The 17,632-nt window shown below is 34.6% G+C and carries 16 protein-coding genes and 1 pseudogene; 6 read left to right on the forward strand and 11 right to left on the reverse strand.

All coding sequences use genetic code 11. The features are described from left to right. The first annotated feature begins 5 nt into the window (after nt 1-5). The 5 genes from ABWU65_RS02165 to ABWU65_RS02185 all read left to right on the forward strand — a co-directional run bounded on the left by ABWU65_RS02165 (nt 6) and on the right by ABWU65_RS02185 (nt 8,212). A complete protein-coding gene (locus ABWU65_RS02165) occupies nt 6-2,603 on the forward strand; it encodes a hypothetical protein (RefSeq protein ID WP_353280204.1) in 2,598 nt (865 codons plus the stop codon). Nucleotides 2,604-2,797: 194 nt separating this feature from the next. Next, nucleotides 2,798-3,418, forward strand: coding sequence for a hypothetical protein (locus ABWU65_RS02170; RefSeq protein ID WP_353280205.1), 621 nt, complete (start codon nt 2,798-2,800; stop codon nt 3,416-3,418). Between the two features lie 40 nt (nt 3,419-3,458). Then, a complete protein-coding gene (locus ABWU65_RS02175; protein ID WP_410541917.1) occupies nt 3,459-4,922 on the forward strand; it encodes an ankyrin repeat domain-containing protein in 1,464 nt (487 codons plus the stop codon). Between the two features lie 97 nt (nt 4,923-5,019). Further along, nucleotides 5,020-6,264 carry an ankyrin repeat domain-containing protein gene (locus ABWU65_RS02180; RefSeq protein ID WP_353280206.1) on the forward strand — a complete coding sequence of 415 codons (1,245 nt, stop codon included), beginning with the start codon at nt 5,020-5,022 and terminating at the stop codon, nt 6,262-6,264. A 538-nt stretch (nt 6,265-6,802) separates the two neighbouring features. After that, nucleotides 6,803-8,212, forward strand: coding sequence for an ankyrin repeat domain-containing protein (locus ABWU65_RS02185; RefSeq protein WP_353280207.1), 1,410 nt, complete (start codon nt 6,803-6,805; stop codon nt 8,210-8,212). Between the two features lie 153 nt (nt 8,213-8,365). On the opposite strand, the gene ABWU65_RS02190 is transcribed toward ABWU65_RS02185, so the two are convergent. The 10 genes from ABWU65_RS02190 to ABWU65_RS02235 all read right to left on the reverse strand — a co-directional run bounded on the left by ABWU65_RS02190 (nt 8,366) and on the right by ABWU65_RS02235 (nt 16,031). Continuing rightward, nucleotides 8,366-9,040, reverse strand: a complete 675-nt coding sequence (locus ABWU65_RS02190; RefSeq protein WP_353280209.1) for a hypothetical protein — start codon at nt 9,038-9,040, stop codon at nt 8,366-8,368. Between the two features lie 38 nt (nt 9,041-9,078). Further along, nucleotides 9,079-10,539: a recombinase family protein gene (locus ABWU65_RS02195; protein ID WP_353280211.1), complete on the reverse strand. Its 1,461-nt coding sequence runs from the start codon at nt 10,537-10,539 to the stop codon at nt 9,079-9,081. A gap of 2 nt (nt 10,540-10,541) precedes the next feature. After that, complete coding sequence (locus ABWU65_RS02200) at nt 10,542-10,973, reverse strand: DUF2924 domain-containing protein (RefSeq protein WP_353280212.1); 432 nt, start codon at nt 10,971-10,973, stop codon at nt 10,542-10,544. Between the two features lie 4 nt (nt 10,974-10,977). Next, nucleotides 10,978-11,460, reverse strand: coding sequence for an ankyrin repeat domain-containing protein (locus ABWU65_RS02205; RefSeq protein ID WP_353280214.1), 483 nt, complete (start codon nt 11,458-11,460; stop codon nt 10,978-10,980). A gap of 38 nt (nt 11,461-11,498) precedes the next feature. After that, a complete protein-coding gene (locus ABWU65_RS02210; protein ID WP_353280215.1) occupies nt 11,499-12,236 on the reverse strand; it encodes an ankyrin repeat domain-containing protein in 738 nt (245 codons plus the stop codon). Nucleotides 12,237-12,403: 167 nt separating this feature from the next. After that, a complete protein-coding gene (locus tag ABWU65_RS02215) occupies nt 12,404-13,564 on the reverse strand; it encodes a phage tail protein (RefSeq protein ID WP_353280216.1) in 1,161 nt (386 codons plus the stop codon). Then, complete coding sequence (locus ABWU65_RS02220) at nt 13,564-14,364, reverse strand: baseplate J/gp47 family protein (RefSeq protein WP_353280218.1); 801 nt, start codon at nt 14,362-14,364, stop codon at nt 13,564-13,566. The genes ABWU65_RS02215 and ABWU65_RS02220 overlap by 1 nt, the downstream gene beginning before the upstream one ends. Before the next feature lie 2 nt (nt 14,365-14,366). Beyond that, nucleotides 14,367-14,702, reverse strand: coding sequence for a GPW/gp25 family protein (locus tag ABWU65_RS02225; RefSeq protein ID WP_353280630.1), 336 nt, complete (start codon nt 14,700-14,702; stop codon nt 14,367-14,369). Nucleotides 14,703-14,709: 7 nt separating this feature from the next. Beyond that, nucleotides 14,710-15,747: a YhcG family protein gene (locus ABWU65_RS02230; RefSeq protein WP_353280220.1), complete on the reverse strand. Its 1,038-nt coding sequence runs from the start codon at nt 15,745-15,747 to the stop codon at nt 14,710-14,712. Nucleotides 15,748-15,776: 29 nt separating this feature from the next. After that, entirely contained in the window at nt 15,777-16,031 is a 255-nt protein-coding gene (locus ABWU65_RS02235; RefSeq protein WP_264376894.1) for a PAAR domain-containing protein, read from the reverse strand. 134 nt (nt 16,032-16,165) lie between these two features. Here ABWU65_RS02235 and ABWU65_RS02240 point away from each other — a divergent pair, with 134 nt between their 5' ends. After that, the gene (locus tag ABWU65_RS02240; protein WP_019078870.1) at nt 16,166-17,146 is read left to right on the forward strand and encodes an IS481 family transposase; all 981 of its coding nucleotides are present in this window, start codon (nt 16,166-16,168) and stop codon (nt 17,144-17,146) included. Nucleotides 17,147-17,362: 216 nt separating this feature from the next. Here ABWU65_RS02240 and ABWU65_RS02245 read toward each other — a convergent pair. Then, nucleotides 17,363-17,587: pseudogene (locus tag ABWU65_RS02245) on the reverse strand (helix-turn-helix domain-containing protein); the annotation flags it as partial. Nucleotides 17,588-17,632: the final 45 nt, after the last annotated feature.

The raw sequence follows: 17,632 nt of genomic DNA on the forward strand, positions 1-17,632 counted from the left end.
ATAAAATGGATTTTGATCAATTCGTTCAAGATGATTCTTTAAGAATAAATGCTAAAGGTACTGTAGTGGACATAGAAAGATTGGTAAGCTTTTTACAAAATAATACACACATTAAAAAGCTTTCTCTAGTCGATTTAGATATTGGTGATGAAGGTGCAAAAACTTTAGCTAATGCTAATCTTTTAAATCTTACTTCTCTTCATCTGGAATGGAATAAAATTGGTAATGAAGGTGCAAAAGCTTTAGCTAACGGCAATCTTATAAATCTTACTTCTCTTCATTTGGAATGGAATAAAATTGGTAATGAAGGTGCAAAGGCTTTAGCTAAGCTTACAAACCTTACTTCGCTTACTTTGGTAGGGAATGAAATTGGTTATATAGGTGCAAGAGCTTTAGCTAAGCTTTCAAATCTTACTTCGTTTACTTTGGTAGGGAATGAAATTGGTGTTAAAGGTGCAGAAGCTTTAGCTAAAGGCAATCTCACAAATCTTACTTTTCTTCATTTAGAATGGAATGAAATTGGTAATGAAGGTGCAAAGGCTTTAGCTAAGGGCAATCTTACAAAGCTTACTTCTCTTGCTTTAGGATGGAATGAAATTGGTTATATAGGTGCAAAAGCTTTAGCTAACGGCAATCTTACAAACCTTACTTCTCTTCATTTGAAATTGAATACAATTGGCGCTGAAGGTGCAAAAGCTTTAGCTAACAGCAATCTTACAAATCTTACTTCTCTTCATTTGATGGTGAATGGAATTGATCATAGAGGTGCAAAAGCTTTAGCTAACGGCAATCTTACAAATCTTACTTCTCTTAGTTTGGTAGGGAATAAAATTGGTGATGAAGGTGCAGAAGCTTTAGCTAAAGGCAATCTTACAAATCTTACTTCTCTTCATTTGGAACGGAATAAAATTGGTTATATAGGTGCAACCGCTTTAAGGAAAGCATTAAAGAAGGGTAAGTTTCCAAATCTTGCTTCTCTTAGTTTGGTAGGGAATAAAATTGGTGATGAAGGTACAGAAGCTTTAACTAAGTGTACAAGTCTTACTTCTCTTCATTTAATAGAGAATAAAAAATGGGCAACTACGCCATCTAGAGATACTTTAAATAGAAGGTTTTCCTTAGAGCCAGTATCTATAGAATCTTTCAACAAATTTATACAAAGAGCAAAGCAGCAAGAGGCTGGTGCAGTTGTAGGTTATGATGAAGTTAGTAAAGAGAAGCAAAAGGATTTTAGCCAATATGTGAATGGCAACGCTTTAGTAGTATCAAGTGCTATAATCAATATAAACGAGCTAGTAAGCTTTCTACAAAGTAGAACAGACATTACAAAACTTAGTTTAAAAAGCGCAAGGGTTGGTGCTGAAGATGCAAGAGAATTAGCTAAGCTTACAAACCTTACTTCTCTTCATTTGGAACTTAATACAATTGGTGCCAAAGGTGCAGAAGCTTTAGCTAACGGGAATCTTACAAACCTTACTTCTTTTGATTTGAAATGGGATACAATTGGTGATAAAGGTGCAAAAGCTTTAGCTAACGGCAATCTTACAAATCTTACTTCGCTTACTTTGGTAGGGAATGAAATTGGTGCCAAAGGTGCAAAAGCTTTAGCCAAGGGCAATCTTACAAAGCTTACTTCTCTTGATTTGAAGTGGGATACAATTGGTGATAAAGGTGCAAAAGCTTTAGCTAACGGGAATCTTACAAATCTTACTTCTCTTAATTTAAAGGGTAGCAAGATTGGTGATAAAGGTGCAAAAGCCTTAAGTGAAGCATCAAAGAGTGGTAAGCTTCCAAATCTTACTTCTCTTGATTTTGGAATGACTCTTGACCAGTATGTTAGAGGTAATTCTTTAATCATAATAGGTACTAAAATAAATATAAGTAAATTGGTACGCTTTTTACAAAATAGAACAAATATTACTAAACTTAGTTTACAAGAGGTAAAAATCGATGATAAAAGCGCAAAGGAATCAGCTCATTTGATGAATAAAATTGGTGTTGAATGTGCAAAAGTTTTATCTAAGCTTCCAGATCTTGCTCCTTCTTATGTGGTAAGGAATAAAATTGGTGCTGAAGATCTGAAAAAATTAGCTAAGCTTCCAAATCTTACTTCTCTTCATTTGATAAGAAATGAAATTGATTATAAAGGTGTAAAAGCTTTAGCTAACGGCAATCTTACAAATCTTACTTCTCTTAATTTAAGGGGTAGCAAAATTGGTGCTGAAGGTGCAAAAGCTTTAAGTGAAGCATTAAAAGATGGTAAGCTTCCAAATCTTACTTCTCTTGATTTGGGATGGAATGAAATTGGTGCTGAAGGTGTAAAAGCTTTAAGTGAAGCATTAAAAGATGGTAAGCTTTCAAATCTTACTTCTCTTGATTTGGGATGGAATGAAATTGGTGCTGAAGGTGTAAAAGCTTTAAGTGAAGCATTAAAAGATGGTAAGCTTTCAAATCTTACTTCTCTTGATTTGGAATGGAATGAAAAAATTAGTAAAGAGAAGCAAAAGGATTCTAATGTAGGTAAATGGGCTATTGTTAAGAGTACACTTTCTGGTATATCTACTGCTAAGCATTCTACAACGTTGCAGGCTTCATCCAAATGATTAAGTATACACAACAAGCTCTTCTTTGTAGTAATCCAGCATAACGCAGAATTGGCCTACTTTTGCCATATGGACTGCTGATCTTCTATGAAAACTCAAACATTGCAAAATAATAAAAATATTATGTTGAAATTAGCTTGACTCATGTTATATATTATATACAATATATTATTTATCTATACTAGGAGGGGAGTATGGTTGGGGTTAAAGAATCTGTGGAACATATCTTGCCAGTGGGTAATAAACAAACTAACGCACAAGAACTAAATTATGAATTAAATCCTGAGCAAGAGTATTTTTATAAATTAAATCTTGAGCAAGAGTATTTTGAAACAGATGAACTATTTGATGATGAATATGAGTTAATTAAATCAGAACATCTATCACAAGTTCTGTGTAATGATCCGTTAGAAACCTTAAGAAAGCGAGGATACTCAGAGAGTGAGATAGATGAAATATACAATCAGGGTGATTCTTGGTATACTCAAATGACTATGCCGACACTTAAAGATAATGTACCACCATCTTTAATGGATAGTAGAAGTTCACTACGTCAACAAGTTTGCGTTTGGTTTACGGAAGATCATGATCTTACAGAAAGTGGAAAGAAGTTAAACAAAGAGCTGCTAAATATTTTAAAGTATCTAGACTGGTATGATGAAAGTGTTCCCTTTGATTATGATAATGTTTATGAGCTTGAAGAATTTTTAAAAAATAATAAAAGCAATCCGGATCTAAAAGTTGTTCTTAACCTTATAAAGAGGGGAATCTTATGCAACAGTACTGCATGCGGTTTCAGGGGCTCATATACATGAAGTAGGTCGCAATCAGGAAGATCAAGCTGTAAGTTTACTCTTGGCAGCAGGAGCAGATCCCAACGCAAAAAACATCGCAGGAGAGACGCCTTTGCACTATGCTGCTGCTATTGGTAATAGTAAAGGTGTAAGCTCACTACTTCGGGGAGCAAATATATGTGATAAACAAGGAAAAACTCCACAACAGGTTGCAATCGATAATGGTCATTACAATGTGGCAGAGCTCCTTTTAACTAAAGAACAAAAGGAATTGAAACAAGAATTATGCAACATTTGGTTCAATCATTCAGATTTTTTTGCCTTAAATAAATTAAAAGAGCTTGTAAAAAAGTTTTTAGATGAACATAAGAGTAACCCAGACCTAAAAGTGGTATTAAGTATTCTAGGAGCGTCATTTCTTAAATACGCTGATATTATTTGTTATAGTAATGCAGGTATCTCTGATGTTAATGAAGCTATTGGTGTAGAAATAAGAAACTTATTTTTGAAAGCAGGAGCATCATACGATGTTTCTCGTTCAACAGCAAAAGCAGAACATGATTTTGGTTTATTCCATAATTTAACGTTAAATCAACAGAGAAAATTAGATGAATATTTTAATATGGTATCTAAGGCTGAAGATATGGACAAACTAGCAAAAGTTATAGATAAGGCCATCAGATCTGGAGTGCAGCTAAATTTTAACAAAGACTGTTCTCCAGGAGACCCTATTGCATCTAATTGGTATAGTCTAGCAGATTGGACTCTAAAAAGAATTGGCGAGTTAAGTAAGTTGAAAAGAAATCCTGAAGTTGCTAGTGACATGGTGTGTAGCTTGGTATCAAGAGGAGCAATTTTCCGCAATAGAAATAGTATTGATGTAATTGACAAGCTGGAATTAGAATTTAAGCATCATAAAGATAATATCTTCGGTGCTTATACGGAGTACATCGATAATTCTCATAAATTTATTAAGGTTGCGAGAAGTGCCACCAATGGTAGGCTGAATGATTCAAGGGTGGATAATGCTGTTTTTTACTTAGAATATTCAGAGAACAGTACAATAAATGTTGCAATGATTACAGGTGTAGTAAGAGATCTAGAACTAAATCAGGAAGAGGTGGAATATCGTAGAAATATAATAAAGATCGGAAAAAGCGAGGTGGATATTATAACAGAAAATGGTATAAGGAATTACACTAACCTTGCAGATAATAGTGATATAGTGTTAACTTTCCCTACCAGTCAGGGAGAGTTAGAAGTTAGATTATATCCTGATAAGCAAAATGAAGGTCAAATAAGGGTAGAAGTAAATAATCAAGATCTGCTAGAGCAATTAAAAAATTGTGGAGAAAAATTAGGTAAGAATTGTTTACTTGGTGGATATTCGGTTTATGATGCTATTGAGCAGGGGTATTTTGAAAGGTATGGAAAACCTAGTCAATCTCATAGTACATCTAAAACTTGGGCAGATAAAGTACAAGAATCAAGGAAAAGTCAGCGTGAGGAGATATTAAATTTATGAGCAAAAAAATGAAGCGAAAGATATTGGCTTTGCTATTTCAAAAACATCTTGCTTTATTTTATTATTTTAGTAGTAGTATAATGTTTTGGGAGGGTTTATGCATAATGCAATAGAACAAAATAACCTTAGTAAGGTTAAAGAGCTTGTTAGAAATGGAGCAAGTCTTTACATTAGAGATGTAAGTGGCAGAAAGCCTATGCATTCAGCTGCCAAGTTTGGTCGTAATAATATTATAGAGTTTTTTTTAAGCAAAAAAATGAATATTGATGATGTTAACAGTAATGACAGTACACCATTACACTTTGCTGCTAGGTATGGTCAGTTAGATACTGTAAAGTTTCTTGTAGGCAAAGGAGCTAACATTAATTTTAAGGATGGAATTGGTGGCAAAAAACCCATACATAGTGCTATCATTGGAGGTCATAAAAATATTGTGGAGTTCTTATTAAGCAAGGGAGTGAGTGTTAATGATGCTGATGAAATTGGTAGAACCACATTACACTATGCTGCATCTGAGGATAAATTAGATATAGCAAAATTTCTAATTGATAAAGGGGCTAATATTTATGCTAATAATACTTATGGTCACGAGCCTATACATCTTGCTGCTTACGCAGGGCACGTAAATATTATAGATTTGTTCTTAAGTAAGGGAGTAAGCATTGAAAATACCAATAAAAATGGTTTAACCCCACTACACTATGCTGCTCGATTTGATCACTTAGATCTTACAAAGTTTCTAATTAATAAAGGAGCTAATATTCATGCTAAAACCATTAAGGGTCAAAAACCTATACATCTTGCTGCCCGCGGAGGATACAAAACTGCTAATACTGCTAATATTGTAAAGTGCTTCTTAAGCAGCGGAGTAAGTATTAATGATACTGATACAAATGGGTTAACTCCGCTACATTATGCTGCTAAACATGCTGAATTGGAGGCTGTAAAACTGCTAATAGATGAAGGGGCTGATATTCATGCTCAAACTGTTGATGGTCAAAAGCCTATACATCTTGCCGCTCGCGGAGGAGGACGAACAACCCCTAATGTTATAGAGCTATTCTTAAATAAGGGAGTAAGCATTAATGAAATTGATGCAAATGGTTTGACTCCGCTACACTATACTGCTGGTGTTGATGGGTATTTTAAAGAAATCACTGCAAGGTTTCTAATTAATAGAGGTGCCAATACTCAAGTTAAAGATAATAATGGCAAAACACCTTTAGATCTTGCTAGAGAAACTGGACGTATGGGAATTGCAAGTATGTTAAGTACTACAAAAGTGACGGATGTATCGTTACAACAGCACTCTGCATCAAGTAAATTTCTCAGTAGAGTTTGAGAAGGATAACGGGAGAAAAACTTTATCTATTTAAAGTAGAAAATTATCATAAATTTTGTGTTAATTTAAAACTAATTAGTGTTAAAAATTTAAGTGATCTAGCTGTTTCTAATAACCACAATTAGCATACGCGAGAACAAGTTTGTTTTGGGATGCGTTGGTCTACCACTTGACTCGTTCGAACTTTTTTACATGGTAATTTTATTATACGCTAAAATCACCTATGTTAGCCTACTTTCGCCACATTTATATATGAACTAATTTGCTGGGCTTTGTTGGAATAATTCTAAACCTTCATTTTCGTAACCCTATATTTATGTGGCTTGTTCTCACAAATATATGTACTGTTTTTTGAAAAAGTAAACATTCAAGATTTTTATGACGCTAATTTTTAGTATGTTTCTACATGAATCAAGCTATAGTAAACTAAAGTAACTAGTAATAACATTATATAAAATGTGAAGAAATATACAAATCTTGACTTTCTTACTTAAAGTATGTAATATTAAATTATGTTATTTTGTGATATGAGGAAACTATGACTTTAACGTTAAAATGGTGGGACGAAATATTAAATACAGTAAAACTCAACAACTCAAATGAGGATGATATACTTAAAAAAATAAAGGCGAAATTAAGAGAGCAAGATGAAGGTACATATCAAGAGTGGGAACAGAAAGGCTTTGATATAAATCACCCATTCACCATAACCACAGACAATGGCCAAACTGATGAAGAATATACGTTGCTGCATTTTGCTGCTTACAATGGCCATAAAGATGTAGTAACAACTCTATTAGAAGAAGGGGCTAATGTTAATGAGAAACACGCTGGTGGATGGACTCCTTTACATATAGCTGCTCACAATGGCCATAAAGATGTAGTAACAACTCTATTAGAAAAAGGGGCTAATGTTAATGAGAAACACGCTGGTGGATGGACTCCTTTACATATAGCTGCTTACAATGGCCATAAAGATGTAGTAACAACTCTATTAGAAGAAGGGGCTAATGTTAATGAGAAAGAAGATGATGGATGGACTCCTTTATATATAGCTGCTCACAATGGCCATAAAGATGTAGTAACAACTCTATTAGAAAAAGGGGCTAATGTTAATGAGAAACACGCTGGTGGATGGACTCCTTTACATATAGCTGCTTACAATGGCCATAAAGATGTAGTAACAACTCTATTAGAAGAAGGGGCTAATGTTAATGAGAAAGAAGATGATGGATGGACTCCTTTACATATAGCTGCTCGAAATGGCCATAAAGATGTAGTAACAACTCTATTAGAAGAAGGGGCTAATGTTAATGAGAAAGAAGATGATGGATGGACTCCTTTACATATAGCTGCTCGAAATGGCCATAAAGATGTAGTAACAACTCTATTAGAAGAAGGGGCTAATGTTAATGAGAAACACGCTGGTGGATGGACTCCTTTATATATAGCTGCTCACAATGGCCATAAAGATGTAGTAACAACTCTATTAGAAAAAGGGGCTAATGTTAATGAGAAACACGCTGGTGGATGGACTCCTTTACATATAGCTGCTCGAAATGGCCATAAAGATGTAGTAACAACTCTATTAGAAAAAGGGGCTAATCCTTTAATAAAGGATAAAGCAGGTTACACTCCGAAACAGCTAGCTGAAGATAAAAATATAATACAGCTTTTAAAAGAGGCAGAAACTAACCACATAATTGGCAAAGCAGTAAAAGCTGGTAGTGTTTGTGTTGCTATAGCCGCATTAGCAGTTGGTGGTGGACTTTTTGCTGCTGGTGTTGCATTACCAATATTGGCTTTAATTGGTATAGCTGTAGCAGTTGCGTTAGTAATAGGAGTTATTGCTGGTGGTATTACATATTTAGTATCAAGGCCTAGTGATAAGCTAGATAAACCTGACTCAGAAGTAATTAACCAACAAGCATCTGAAAGAGCCTGCTAACAAAAGCCCAAGCAGAAGGGAGGAACACCTTTTACCTTCCTTTCTTGTTTTCCGTTGGGAATGCTCAAGATCTTATGGTGCTATTAAGTTAACAGCTTAAGATAATTTCTAAAAAAGTTATTTCAATGCTTATGATTTTTCAAGTATACCCTTTTATGTTGGATTCAAAGAAGACTCAACAATAGACTGCTCCACACTTTCTACTTTCTCGAGCTTGGTGTTGGGATTTATGATATTATACAGCGCGAAACCCATCCACACCAATCCAGCTATTCCCACAACCGCTGCTACTACAGGCATTTTCATGATATATAATGCAACACCGCTTGCCAATAACACTGCACCAACAACACCAGCCAGGATTGCTCGTCTTTGTTGCATTGATAGTTTTTCTTTTTTGTCTGCAGTATTTTCTTTGCTAGATCCATTATCGAAACATGCAGCAGAAGAAAGGCTGTTGGAAGCATTTGGTTCTTGTATGTCAGTTTCTGTTACAGCAGTTTCATTTTTTTCGCATATTCCAGTATTATCAAGCTTTTCTATTGAGGCAGCGATATCTTTGTCCTCTGTAGCTATTGCATTACTGTTTTCGCATGGTTTATGTTCTGTAAGACTACTTTTATTACTATTTTCATATGCGTCAGCCGGTGTCTCGATATTACCGATAGTATCTTGAAGCACTTTTTCACTTTTAGTTGTAGTAGTTTTGGCTGTTACAACAGTGGGCTGCTGCTCTATGTCTGCACTGCTAGAAATACTTGGCTCTTGTATCTTTGAACCCTTCCAATTTTTGAATTTTCTAGCAATAGCTTTCCTTATCTTTTTCATAATCTCTATTAAAATTTGTTGTATCTAATGTGCGTAATTTAACCGTAGAACTTTTTCAACTGTTCACTCCACAGCATCGGTATTTCCCTTAAATCAACTAACCGCAAATTACTTGGCTGTCTCCCATTTACTATGTCTTCTTTAATTTTTGGTGCTAAATAATTTAACCTTAAAATTTGCTGTATTCTTCTCATGCTTATCTTAATTTTAGTGCTCAGCTCCTTCACACTTCTATATTTTCCTACCTCCAGTTGTCGTTTCCATAGGTGAGCTCTTACCACTGCTTTGAGTAACGCATTATTTGTTTTACCTTCTGGCTCTATTACTGTACATTTGTTTCCTTTCTTTTTTAACCATATCGGTATAAATTCTATCTTATCCTCTGAACTCACTTCTATTCCATCTTCTTTTACCATTACTCCCTTTATTAATTTTTTCATTGCTTCTTTCTGTTCTCTGAAGCTTAAATTTTCTCCATCCCCATATAAGCATTCGGCTCTTTTCATCACTTCTTTTTCTATTTCCCCAGCTACTATAGTTCTGTTTATTGATTCACAACCTTTTCCCCTTAAGTGATTGTTACATATGTAATATCGATATCTTTTATTTTCTTTTTTTGAGTATGTCAGTGTCATATTTACGTCACAGCTCTTGCACTTGATTATCCCCTTTAGTAGTGCCTCTTCATATTTTTTCCCTTGATATGGCTGATTCTTTATTAATTCTTGCGCTTTTTGCCAGTTTTCTTCTTCTATTATTGCTTCATGCTTTCCTTTATACTGTTTCTCATAATGCCTTATTTTTCCCATGTATATTGGATTTGTTATTATTCTCCTTACCGTCGCTTTTTTAAAGATATTTAATTTTGTTCTGTAACCTTGACTATTTAGCTCTCTTGCTAACTCTGCCATTGAATTCAGCTCCAAATATCTCTCAAATATATACCTTACCACCTTTGCTTCTTTTTCATTTATTATTAATTCTTTATCTTTTACATCATATCCAAGCGGCAAAGTTCCCCCCATCCATAGTCCGTGTTCTTTTGATGTTGCTATTTTATTTTTTACTCTCTCTACTATCATCTCTCTTTCTAGCTGTGCTGCTCCTGATAACACCGTTTGTACGAACTTTCCCATTGGCGTATTATTATCAAATATCTGCGTTACTGCTACAAAATTTACTCTATGTCTTCTAAAAAATGATGTAACTTCGATGCTGTCTTTTGTTTCTCTTGAGAGCCTATCGAGCGTATATACCACTACACAGTCTATCTCTCCTCCTTTAACATCTTCAAATAATTCCTTTATTGCTGGTCTTTCTAAGTTCTTTCCTGAGAAGCCTCCATCATCGTACCTTTTGGCCAATGCTACCCAGCCTTCTCTGCTCTTTATGTACTTTTCACATGCTACTCGCTGGGCATCAAGGCTATTAAACTTTTGTTCTAGCCCATCCTCATTTGATTTTCTTGTATATATCGCACACCTTACTTCTTTTAGCATTTTCAACTTCCATTTTTATCACGCATTCCAAATAATAAAGGTCCGTTGTAGCTCATTCCCATTATTTTTCCGGCTACTGCTGATAATGATGTGAAAAATTCTTCTCTGTAGATTAAACCCTTGTCTGTTACCATTACCGCATGCGTTTCTTCCCCTCTCTCTAATATTAGCTCTGTTCCTGCTACTGGCAGTTTATCGCTACTTATTCTTTTTCCCTTCTCTAGCCGATCTGCCAGATACTCTAGTCTTTTTGCTCCTTTTCTTGACATTTTTCCATACGCTTCCTCCTGCATTCTATATGCTAATCTAGGTATCAGATATTTCTTTGAATGTTTAGGTGCCTCTTCCCCAAATACCTTCTTCCACGTTTTTCTCAGCTCACTCAAAGGTTTTCTCTCTAAATTCATTACTTTCTTTTCTGTTTCTCTTCCCATATTTTCAGCCTCTCATAGAAGGTTCTATTTGTTCAAATAGCTTCTCAATTCTGTCTATTTCTTTCTTCAATACTTCAGTTACTTCTTTACTGGTTTTCGCATAATCCATCCCTGTCATTCCAAATTTATCTGCTTGCTCTATTTCTGCTCCTGCTTTTACTAGCTCCTCCACTATTTCTTTTTCTCCTACCATGCACGCAAGGTGTAGAGGTATGCATTTATTTCCATATTCCTCAGCATTTACTTCTGCTCCTGATTTTATCAATTCTCTCACGATTTCTAGATGTTTCTCCGTTACCGCTAGGTGCAGTGCTGTGTATCCTTTCACATCTGCTGCATTCACATTCACTCCTTTTTCAACTAATAAACTCACTGTTTTTGCGTCTATTGCATAATGCAGTTCCTTCTCGTCTCTTGCATAAATATTTTCATGTGAGTTCTCTAATAATTCTTCTGCTGACTTATTAAATTTGCCAAGCTTTAACATAATCCACCTCACCTTTTCTTTAAAATCAAGTCCCCTTTTTAAGCCTTTCTTCCTACTACATTTTCTACCTCATCTATCATTTCATTCACTTGGCTGATTATCTTGCTTGCTAAATTTTGACATTCTTTCTTTATTAGCGATTTGTCTCTCTTCCTTATTTCTTCTATCTCTATTATTTTTAACTCTGGTAAATAACTCCCATTCAACATGTCTGCTATTTCTCCCACTAGCCCCTCTATTCCATAGCACGTCAGTTCTCTACTTTTTGTTATTCCTCCTTGTTCTCTCAGAAATTTACTCGCCTCTTCACTCTCTTTGCTATCACATAGACGATACTTTTCACTTTCCCAAATGTAATACATTGGTGTTGCACCATATTTATTCAGTTGATTAACCTCAGCTCCTGCTTTTACTAGCTCTTTTATTATTTCAACTTTTGCTCCTCCTATTTTGCACGCAGAGTGGAGTGGCGTACATCCACTGACATATTGAGTGGCATTTACTTCCGCTCCTTCCCTTAGCAGCACTTTTACATTTTCTAAACTTTTTGCGAATACTGCACAGTGCAGAGGTGTATAACCATTTTTATCTCTTGCATTAACATCTGCTCCTTTTTCTATTAATAACCTCACTGTTTTGTAATTGGAGATTTCTACTGCTTGGTGTAATATCGTCTCTCCTTCTTCATTTCTTTTATTAATGTTTTTAAACCCATTACTTGATACTTCTTTAAAAAACTTACTAAAAGATTCTCTCTTTTCTTTGCTAAACTTCATACTTACCTCACAAAATTAGCTTTTCTAGCGTTAGATAAATTTCTTATATTTACCTGCTGCTATTCAAGTCATGTCCGTTTTAGCATAAAAAAGCAAGTCCTTTTCTTTTTATTTCATACACTTTAAACTATTATTAATATAATATATGAGGATCTAAATATAAGTATTTAACTTATTACACATATTGCTTGACTATTTTTCCAACTTCTGTGCAAATGTCGATGTTCGTGCCATTTCAGTACTCCCGGGTAAAACACTAAAATGTGCTTTTCTAATTCGTGTATTGAGTCTTTTTGCTCTGAATATAAGTCGTTTTTATAGTAAATGTTGTGTTCTGCTAAAACATATTTTCTGACCTTCTGATCTGTATAATTTTCTACTTTGTAACGATGGATAATACTGAATCTTTCTAAAATTGGCTTGTGTTTTAAATTCCAACGTTGCCCTGAAAGTTTATCGTTTCCCAATACAAATTTATTTCCTTCTTCTTCTATTCTACCAACCGGAAAACAGCTATTTATTTCTCCTAATTTCCAGCTATCTGACAGTACAATCTGCGCTTTTGCAAATTTAATCGATGGTAATAAACTCTGTGGTAATGGATATAGTGCTTTTAAGTTGTACCACAAATGATTTCTTTCATAAATACTGTTATAATTCTTTGTGTGAGGCTCGGTTTCTCCAAGCACTGCTACATCCAACCGATATATATCATTGCTTAAAGCTCGTTCATAATGATCGCGTAGATAGTTTTCTATAATCCTAATAACTGGACCACTAGACCTGAAAAAATTTACTCTTCCAAATGATAACACTGGTCCATCTTTTTCTATTTTTACCCCTGAATAGTCAGAAAGAAGATCTCCAAATAAACTCTCATCTAATATAAATCTCTGCGCATTATAATAATCGTTAAAAATCCTCATCAATCTGGATCTTGCAGGCAATGACAGCTTTGCAAGTTCTACTACTGCATCTACAAAAAAGTCATTTGGAACATCTTTTATACCTATCTGCAGCTCAAAGAAGTGCTTTCCAGGTGGTTCTTCGATAATTGTAATATCTTCTATATTTGCCCACTTTAGTGCTATTTTGAGTGATTCTGGGGTTCCTCTCAGTCTTTGAAATTTCACTCCTTCTACTACAGCTTTTCTTTTGTCTTTTACCCAGCGTAGTATTTCCCCCAATTCATATTCCTCAATTAGCCAAGGTAATATTCTTTCTTCTAATCTAAATTTAAACCCTCTTATACAGCTTGGATCAACCCTATAATCTGTTGCATCTACTAGCGCTTTTTCTTGTTTTGTTGCATTTGGTGGCAGTAACATTAATTCAACTCAATCTTTAAATTTCTCAAATTTGCACACTCGTTACCTAGCACCACAACATCCTCTCTTGGCTCAATTAATTCCACATTTTCTACACCCTCTACAAATAGATTCGCTATTATCCACGATCTTGTTACACTCCATCCCAACCTTCTACTTGCTTCAAACTTCTTGATGAACTGCTTCTTGATTTCTTCCTCTGATATTATAGGACTTATGCTCATTCTGCTGTGAATATCTATTTCCGTAATATTGCAACCTATCACTGTTACTGTATCGGTTAAAACCCTTATATCATCTCTAGTAACCTGCTTTTTTACAATTTCTAGTAGCTCTTCTGACACTATGCCAGTTGTGGATAATTGTGTTGATAAGATTGAAATTTGTACTTTCCCTGGTATAGTTGATTCCACTAGTGCATCTTTTACTCTACTATCTGCTGACAGTGCATGATATTTATAATATTCCTTACTTCCTCCTGTTGACCAACCTGCTATCTTTGCTTTAATTCTTTTTCTAAATCGTTCGTCCTCTTCTTCTTTCTGCCTCTCCACTCCATAAAACTCAGCTAAATTATCAAGATCTTCTCCCGTTGCAAATTTTAGTAAATTGCTCTTTACTGCTTCGTTCATCCTTTGTCTGAGTAAAAGTTCTCGCCATGCTGCTACCTCCAGAATCTTTATTGCTGGATCGGATTCTACTAACGCTGAAAAGGTTTCATCTCTACACACTAACTCCTCCTTCATTCTGGAAAATATTTCCTCGAAACTTAGCTTTTCTACAATATTTGGCAACTGCATACTTATATAACCATTCCATCAAAGCGAATGTTTTTCCCACTTGGTACGTATAATCCTTCTAGGTCAAGCGTTACTTTTCCTTCTTTCACCTCTGTCATTTTTACTTTTTCTAACTTAAACCTCTTTTCCCATTTTTCCAAAGCTTCTGCAGTTGCCGCATATATCTCAAGTGTTAAATCTTTATTTATTGGCTTATCTACTAATTCAAATAGCCTTGAACCATAACTTCTCCTCATAATTCTACTGTTAATAGGAGTGGTCAGTATATCAATTATCGATTGCTTTAAGTGCTCTATTCCCTCTAATTCTTTCCCTGTTTTAGCATCCATTCCTTTCATATATTTTTCATGGATTTGACTTAATACTTGCATGTTTTTCACGTGCTATAGAAATAGCCTTTCTCAACTTCTTTTCAAGAATTTCTTTAGAAGGAAGCTGTGTTAAATACTGTGCAACATGAATATTAGAGCCTTCGAGTTCAAGATATTCTATATCCTCTTGATCCTTATCAGCACATAAAATAATCCCTAACGGTTTTTCTTCACCTGCTTTTCGTTCATTTTTATCTAACCAATTTAAATACCATTCCATCTGTCCTTTATAAGCTGGTTCAAAGCGACCTATTTTTAGTTCTATTGCTATAAGGCGTTTTAATCCTCTGTGAAAAAATAGCAGGTCCAAATACCTGTCAGTTGTTTTAGTACTCATCCTTTTTTGACGTGTTACAAAACAAAAATCATTTCCAAACTCTTGTAAAAATTTTGTCAATTCATCCAAGATTGTATTTTCTAGATCAGTCTCACTATAACTTGATGGCAATTCCATGAAGCTAAGGAAGTATGGGTCATGAAAAATGAATTCTGGTGCTAACATATTTTCTTCACGTAAATTTTTTATACTCCTTCTTATAAACTCTTCAGGTTTTTTTGCTAGCGCTGTACGTTCATACAACATAGTATCGATTTTACTACGTAGTGCCCTAACACTCCACCTTTCAATACGACACATTTCTATATAATAATTACGCTTCAGCTCATCAGAAATTGCAATAATTTCTACAAAATGTGACCAACTCAATTGTTGTGACAGTGTCGCGACAATTTCTTGATCAGAAAAGAATTTAGAAAATTGCACCATACGAAATAATGACGCTCTATCAAAACCACGTCCATATTTAATCTGAAGTTCTTTTGCAAGTTGGGAGATGATTTGCTTCCCATAATCTGCACGTTTGTGCTTTAGAATATCTTGATCAATTCTAGAGCCAATTTCCCAGTTTAACAATACTAGAGTAGAATTGAATTGAACAGAAAGATGATTTTTTGCTCTATCTATTAAATTACTAATGTCTCCTAATAGGCTAGTAGTTATATCCATATTCATAACTTTATTTTTGATAAGTATAGCATATTTTATCCTGAAAAAATGTTACTGCTACCACTGATCACCTTGGAACCACAAGAAACCATATCACCAACTCTTCCCACTCCAAACCCATTTGCAAACACTGTTTTTGATCCTTCAGTTAATACTCTACCTTCTGTAAAATTATCTCCTTTTCGGCAAACTGGCTTACCATTTACAAAAACATTGTTACTGCCACTAACGCAAAAATGTAGTGTTGCTTCTGCACAATAATCTCCTACTCGCACAACCGATTTATTCATCAATTAAGGTGTGTGATTCATATAGGTTATTACAATAAAAATGTAAGATCAAATAGAAATTTGTACTTGTGATAGTTTATATACCTTATTACAATTATGGTGGGAAGTATATCAACAAGAAAAGCCGCAAGTAAATGGACTCTAAAGTTAAGCTACGCCTGAATTGGGTAAACCTATATAAAAAATTAGGTCATGCAGGAAGAGTATGTCAGCACTATAATATTTCACGCTTTACCTTACGCAAATGGTGTAAACGTTACAAGGAGTTTGGTGAAAAAGGATTAGAAAATCTTAGTAGCAGGCCTAAAACCTCACCTTTACAAAAAACCAATATATCTAGTGATCAACTTATTCTCCACTTAAGAAAAACTAGAAAATTAGGAGCAAGACGTATTCAAACTGAATTGAAACGTTTACATGATCTCTCTTTTTCATTGGCTACTATACACAAAGTTTTCAAAAAATATGATGTAAGTCTTTTACGTATTAAACGTCATTACCGCAAACAAATAAAGCGTTACAACTGTAAAGTACCAGGAGAGCGTATACAGATGGATGTATGCAAAATAGCTTCTGGACTTTATCAGTATACCGCTATAGATGATTGTACACGTTATAAAGTTGTTACATTGTACCCAAGACGTACTGCAGAAAACACTCTAGATTTTCTTGAACAACTAAGAGAAAAAATGCCATTTCATTGTCAAAGAATTCAAACCGATAGAGGACAGGAATTTTTTGCTTATGGGGTGCAAGAATATTTGAAAAAATGGAAAATCAAATTTCGTCCTATCAAGCCATTTTCCCCGCATTTAAACGGTAAAGTGGAAAGAGCTCAGCGTACAGATTTAGATGAATTTTACAGTAGTGTTAACATCAAGGATCCTGACCTACAAATTAAACTCAGAGATTGGGAAAACCATTATAATAGACAACGTCCTCATAGCTCTCTTCAAGGGAAAACTCCATGGGAAAAATATAAAGAGCTAGAAAGTACAATTCCTTGTTTAAGTGAAGTGCAAAAAAATTACATTCCGTCAAAGGAGCCTTTTGTCATGCAAAATTACAAGCATGATCAAAGATTAAAGTCAATTCAAAAACACAACGTTACTTAACTATTTAAAATTCAGACTTAATCTGACAAATCAGTTGTTATGACCTATATGAATCACACATATTAGTAGCATGAAACAAGAGACTGATATTAGTTTTAACTACCTCAATTCTTCTGTCAGTTAATTCTTATCTGTCAGATTAAGTTGTGTCTAATACACCTAAATTCACTGTGACTTACATCCCTATCAGTGCTATGCAACAAAGCCTCCAGAATTAGCGTTTTCCATGTCTTCAGAGACTCTGTTTGCCATAAGTGTTTTTTTCTTGCTTATCTCATGCAGCGCTTCTTCTCCTCCATTTTCATATAGTTCTTTGAATCTATAAAATGTATCCCTTGAATATCCCATTACTTTACACGCCTGTGATACATTTCCTAATTGCTTTGCAAGTTCTAGCAATCCCAACTTTGGTTTTAGTATTTTTTCTTGTGTTGTACTCATATCTGACACTCCTTTAAAACTTGTTTATATTTTTATCTTACTTTG

This window comes from Wolbachia endosymbiont (group B) of Silvanus unidentatus (genome assembly GCF_964028615.1).
Classification (GTDB): Bacteria; Pseudomonadota; Alphaproteobacteria; order Rickettsiales; family Anaplasmataceae; genus Wolbachia.

What these genes read in the sequence shown, in the direction of transcription:
- ABWU65_RS02165 (WP_353280204.1), top strand. Translation starts at nt 6, where the DNA reads ATGGATTTTGATCAATTCGTTCAAGATGATTCTTTAAGAATAAATGCT.
- ABWU65_RS02170 (WP_353280205.1), top strand. Translation starts at nt 2,798, where the DNA reads ATGGTTGGGGTTAAAGAATCTGTGGAACATATCTTGCCAGTGGGTAAT.
- ABWU65_RS02180 (WP_353280206.1), top strand. Translation starts at nt 5,020, where the DNA reads ATGCATAATGCAATAGAACAAAATAACCTTAGTAAGGTTAAAGAGCTT.
- ABWU65_RS02185 (WP_353280207.1), top strand. Translation starts at nt 6,803, where the DNA reads ATGACTTTAACGTTAAAATGGTGGGACGAAATATTAAATACAGTAAAA.
- ABWU65_RS02190 (WP_353280209.1), bottom strand. Translation starts at nt 9,040, where the DNA reads ATGAAAAAGATAAGGAAAGCTATTGCTAGAAAATTCAAAAATTGGAAG.
- ABWU65_RS02195 (WP_353280211.1), bottom strand. Translation starts at nt 10,539, where the DNA reads ATGCTAAAAGAAGTAAGGTGTGCGATATATACAAGAAAATCAAATGAG.
- ABWU65_RS02200 (WP_353280212.1), bottom strand. Translation starts at nt 10,973, where the DNA reads ATGGGAAGAGAAACAGAAAAGAAAGTAATGAATTTAGAGAGAAAACCT.
- ABWU65_RS02205 (WP_353280214.1), bottom strand. Translation starts at nt 11,460, where the DNA reads ATGTTAAAGCTTGGCAAATTTAATAAGTCAGCAGAAGAATTATTAGAG.
- ABWU65_RS02210 (WP_353280215.1), bottom strand. Translation starts at nt 12,236, where the DNA reads ATGAAGTTTAGCAAAGAAAAGAGAGAATCTTTTAGTAAGTTTTTTAAA.
- ABWU65_RS02215 (WP_353280216.1), bottom strand. Translation starts at nt 13,564, where the DNA reads ATGTTACTGCCACCAAATGCAACAAAACAAGAAAAAGCGCTAGTAGAT.
- ABWU65_RS02220 (WP_353280218.1), bottom strand. Translation starts at nt 14,364, where the DNA reads ATGCAGTTGCCAAATATTGTAGAAAAGCTAAGTTTCGAGGAAATATTT.
- ABWU65_RS02225 (WP_353280630.1), bottom strand. Translation starts at nt 14,702, where the DNA reads ATGAAAGGAATGGATGCTAAAACAGGGAAAGAATTAGAGGGAATAGAG.
- ABWU65_RS02230 (WP_353280220.1), bottom strand. Translation starts at nt 15,747, where the DNA reads ATGAATATGGATATAACTACTAGCCTATTAGGAGACATTAGTAATTTA.
- ABWU65_RS02235 (WP_264376894.1), bottom strand. Translation starts at nt 16,031, where the DNA reads ATGAATAAATCGGTTGTGCGAGTAGGAGATTATTGTGCAGAAGCAACA.
- ABWU65_RS02240 (WP_019078870.1), top strand. Translation starts at nt 16,166, where the DNA reads ATGGACTCTAAAGTTAAGCTACGCCTGAATTGGGTAAACCTATATAAA.